The sequence below is a fragment of the Kitasatospora sp. NPDC007106 genome, from assembly GCF_040634455.1.
Taxonomy (GTDB): domain Bacteria; phylum Actinomycetota; class Actinomycetes; order Streptomycetales; family Streptomycetaceae; genus Kitasatospora; species Kitasatospora arboriphila.
The window spans coordinates 1-3,846 of the sequence record NZ_JBEYFP010000581.1 but is presented as its reverse complement, the minus strand read 5'-3'; the positions used below and the strand labels follow the sequence as shown (position 1 = coordinate 3,846).

The following is a 3,846-nucleotide window of genomic DNA, read 5'->3' as shown; positions in this document are numbered from 1 at the left end:
CTCGGCCGGCGGCGCCTCCCGCACGCCCGGCGCCACGCCGCGGCCGGGCGCGAGCACCGTCACCGCGCCCGCGCCGGGCGGCAGCGCCTCGGCCCGGCCGCAGCCCCCGGTGGTCGCCGTCACCGCGCCGCAGCCGGGCGGGACGCTCCACCGGGGCTGCGAGGAGACGTTCACGGGCACGGCCCGCACCCGGCCGGGCGACCGGCCGATCACCGACCCGCAGCACACCCTCTGGCAGATCACCGGACCGGGCGGCCCGGTCACCCTCGGCACCGGCGGCTCCGGGCGCTTCACCGTCCCGCTGCTCGCCGACGGCGACTACACCCTCGACTTCGCGGCCACCGACCCGGACAGCGGCCTCGTCGCGCACGCCCGGACCACCGTCCGGATCGCCGGCTGCCTGCGCTGACGGCACGGCGCCCGGCCCCGGCGGCGCTCAGACCGGGCCGGGGGCGTCCAGCGCGCGCAGCCGGCCGGCCAGGAAGTCGCGTTCGACGGTGTTCGCGGTGAGCACCAGCGCCTCCTGGTACGCCAGCCGCGCCTCGGCCGTGCGGCCCAGGCGCCGCAGGAAGTCGGCGCGGGCGGCGGCGAGGTAGCCGTAGCCGGCCAGTTGCGGTTCGGCGGCCAGGGCGTCGAGCGCGGCGAGCCCGGCGGCCGGGCCGGCGGCGAAGCCGACCGCGACGGCCCGGTTGAGGGCGACCACCGGCGACGGCCAGATCTGCACCAGCAGGTCGTAGAGCGCGACCACCTCGCGCCAGTCCGTCTCCTGCCAGCTCGGTGCCTCGGCGTGGACGGCCGCGACGGCCGCCATCAGCGCGAAGCGTCCGGGCGGCCGGGGGCGCAGCGCCTCGCGGACGAGGGCGAGGCCCTCGTCGATCTGCGCGCGGTCCCAGCACCGCCGGTCCTGCTCGGCGAGCAGGAGCATCCGTCCGTCCTCGGCCGAGCAGTCCGGCGACCCCGGCGTCCTGCGGCAGCAGGGTGCGCAGCATCCGGGCGAGGTCGACGGCGCGCTCCACCAGGTCGCGGCGGACGAGGTCGTCGCCGGCGGGGGCGGTGTGGCCGGTGGTGAAGACCAGGTGGACGACGGTGAGCACGGCGTCGATGCGTTCGGGCAGTTCCGCGGCGGGCGGCACCCGGTAGGGAATGTGCGCGGCGGCGATCTTCTTCTTGGCGCGGGTGATGCGGGCGGCCATGGCGCTCTCGCCGACCAGGAAGGCCCGGGCCACCTCGGCGGTGGTCAGGCCGCAGAGCAGCCGCAGGGTGAGGGCGACCTCGGCCTCCTCGGCGAGCGCCGGGTGGCAGCAGGTGAAGATCAGCCGGAGCCGGTCGTCGGGGAACTCCTCCTCCTCCTCGGCCGGCTCCGGCACGACGGGCCCGTCCGCCCCGGGGGCCGCGGCGGGGTCGAGCAGGCGCGGCAGCGTGCGGCGCAGCGCGGCGCGGCGGCGCAGCTCGTCCGTGGCCCGGTTGCGGGCGGTGGTGGTGAGCCAGGCGCCGGGACGCCGCGGGATGCCGCGGTCGCCCCACACCGTGAGCGCCTTGGCGTACGCGTCCTGCACGCACTCCTCGGCCAGGTCGAGGTCGCCGGTGACGCGCGCCGTCGCGGCGAGCACGAAGGCCCACTCGTGCCGGTGCGCGTCCGCGACCGCGGCGGCGACCTCCGGGTCGGTGCCCATCGGAGCCCCGTCAGTCGAACACCCGGACGGGCCGGACCTCGACGCCGCCGCCGAAGTGCGCCGGGACCTGCCGGGCCAGGGCGATGGCCTCGTCCAGGTCCGCGGCCTCGGCGAGGTAGTAGCCGCCGAGCGCCTCCTTGGTCTCGGCGAACGGCCCGTCGGTGACGGCGAAGCCGCCGGAGCCGTCCGGGCGGACGGAGGTGGCCGTCTCGGTGAAGTACAGGGCGTTGGCCCCGAGCAGGGCGGCCGCGTTGCGTTCCTGGAACGCGAGGTGGTCCTTGAGCGCCGCCTCCCATTCGTCCGCGGAGGCGGCGGCCACCCGGGCCTCGTCCCGGTAGACCAGGATCAGGTACTGCGCCATGACGCGATCCCTTCTCGATCGGGCCCGCCGGCCGGGCCCTCCCGTCATGTCGACGGTCGGCGCCCGACCGGATCGACACCTCTGCGGACAATTCTTCCGTTCCGGGAGATTCTCCGACGTTTCCTGTCGATCCGGCGCCCGGCCGTCCGTCGGTCGAGTGAGACCGATTCCGGCACCCGATCCGCAAGGAGCGCCTCCCATGCCCTCCGCAGTCACCCCGCACGCCCCCGGGTCCGCCGCCCCGGCCGCCGGCCGGCCGCACCAGACGTGGACCCTCGTCCTGGCGTCCCTCGGCCTGTTCATGGTCGCCCTCGACACCCTGGTCGTCACCACCGCGCTGCCGGTGCTGCGGGTCGACCTGGGCGCGAAACTCACCGACCTGGAGTGGACGGTCAACGCCTACAACCTGTCCTTCGCCTGCCTGCTGCTGACCGGGGCGGCGCTCGGCGACCGGTTCGGCCGGCGGCGGATGTTCGCCGTCGGGCTGCTCGGCTTCTCCGCCGCCTCCGCCGCGGCCGCGCTCTCCACCTCGGTGGGCGCCCTGATCGCGGCCCGCGCGGTGCAGGGCGGCTTCGCGGCGATCGTGATGCCGCTGACCCTCACCCTGATCAGCCAGGCCTTCCCGGCCGAGAAGCGCGGGGCCGCGATCGGGCTCTGGGGCGGCATCGCGGGCCTGGCCGTCGCCGCCGGTCCGGTGGTCGGCGGAGCGATCACCGACGGCCTCGACTGGCAGTGGATCTTCTGGCTCAACGTCCCGATCGGCCTCGTGCTGGCCCCGCTCGCGCTGCGCCGGCTGACCGAGAGCTTCGGCCCCCGGCCCCGCCTCGACCTCCCCGGTCTCGCTCTGGCCGGCACCGGCTTCCTCGGCCTGACCTGGGGGCTCGTCCGGGCCAACACGGCCGGCTGGGGCAGCGCCGAGGTGGTGCTCTCGCTGCTGGCCGGAGCGGTGCTGGTGGCCTGCTTCCTCGCCCGGCAGCGGCGGGCCCGCTACCCGATGCTGCCGCTCGGCCTGTTCCGGCTGCGGGGCTTCTCCACCGCGAACGGCGTCAGCTTCTTCATGTACGCCTCGCTGTTCGGCGCACTCTTCCTGATGTCGCAGTTCCTGCAGATCGGGCTGGGCAACTCGCCGCTCGCCGCGGGCCTGTGGATCCTGCCGTGGACGGCGACGCCGATGGTGGTCGCACCGCTCGCGGGCGCCCTCTCGGAGCGGTGGGGCAACCGGCCGTTCATGGCGGCCGGGCTCGCCCTGCAGGCCGCCGGGCTCGGCTGGGTCGCCGCGATCGCCGACCCCGGCATGGGGTACGCGCAGCTGAGCATCGCGCTCACGGTGGCCGGCGTCGGCACCTCGATGTGCTTCCCGACCGTGGCCAACGCGGTGATGGGCGCCGTCCCGCCGCAGGAGGCGGGTGTCGCCTCCGGGGCGAACAGCGCGATCCGCGAACTCGGCGGCGTGTTCGGCGTGGCCGTGCTCGCGGCGGTGTTCACCGGCCCCGGCGTCTACGGCACGCCCGACGCCTTCGTCGACGCCTTCAAGCCGGCGCTGTGGGTGGGCGCGGCGCTGGCCGCCCTCGGCATCGTCTCGGCGCTGCTCGCACCCCGCAGGACGACGCCGCCGCCGGAGGCGGGACCGTCCCCGGAGGCGGGGCCGGAGGCTGCCGCCCGTGCGGTGCGGGCGGGCCGGACCGCGGTCGCGGCGCGCTCCGACGGGTGAGCGGCCGATCGGCGGGACGCGGCCCGGAGCACGGCTACGGGGCGCGCCCGGCCGTCACGGGGCGAGATCGGAAGGGCGTGGTGGAGGGAAAGAGTGGTGGG

3 protein-coding genes and 2 pseudogenes are annotated in these 3,846 nt (G+C 76.5%); 2 read left to right on the top strand and 3 right to left on the bottom strand.

From position 1 onward, the window contains the following. Positions 1–409, top strand: a pseudogene (locus tag ABZ641_RS28780) (hypothetical protein); the annotation flags it as partial. Positions 410–436: 27 nt separating this feature from the next. Here ABZ641_RS28780 and ABZ641_RS28775 read toward each other — a convergent pair. The 3 genes and pseudogenes from ABZ641_RS28775 to ABZ641_RS28765 form a co-directional block, all read right to left on the bottom strand. Continuing rightward, positions 437–925: a hypothetical protein gene (locus ABZ641_RS28775; protein WP_359986383.1), complete on the bottom strand. Its 489-nt coding sequence runs from the start codon at positions 923–925 to the stop codon at positions 437–439. Between the two features lie 76 nt (positions 926–1,001). Then, positions 1,002–1,673: pseudogene (locus ABZ641_RS28770) on the bottom strand (sigma-70 family RNA polymerase sigma factor); the annotation flags it as partial. Between the two features lie 10 nt (positions 1,674–1,683). Continuing rightward, complete coding sequence (locus ABZ641_RS28765) at positions 1,684–2,034, bottom strand: YciI family protein (RefSeq protein WP_359986380.1); 351 nt, start codon at positions 2,032–2,034, stop codon at positions 1,684–1,686. A 199-nt stretch (positions 2,035–2,233) separates the two neighbouring features. Between ABZ641_RS28765 and ABZ641_RS28760 the strand changes: the two genes are divergently transcribed. Further along, entirely contained in the window at positions 2,234–3,745 is a 1,512-nt protein-coding gene (locus tag ABZ641_RS28760; protein ID WP_359986377.1) for an MFS transporter, read from the top strand. Positions 3,746–3,846: the final 101 nt, after the last annotated feature.

What these genes read in the sequence shown, in the direction of transcription:
- ABZ641_RS28775 (WP_359986383.1), bottom strand. Translation starts at nt 925, where the DNA reads ATGCTCCTGCTCGCCGAGCAGGACCGGCGGTGCTGGGACCGCGCGCAG.
- ABZ641_RS28765 (WP_359986380.1), bottom strand. Translation starts at nt 2,034, where the DNA reads ATGGCGCAGTACCTGATCCTGGTCTACCGGGACGAGGCCCGGGTGGCC.
- ABZ641_RS28760 (WP_359986377.1), top strand. Translation starts at nt 2,234, where the DNA reads ATGCCCTCCGCAGTCACCCCGCACGCCCCCGGGTCCGCCGCCCCGGCC.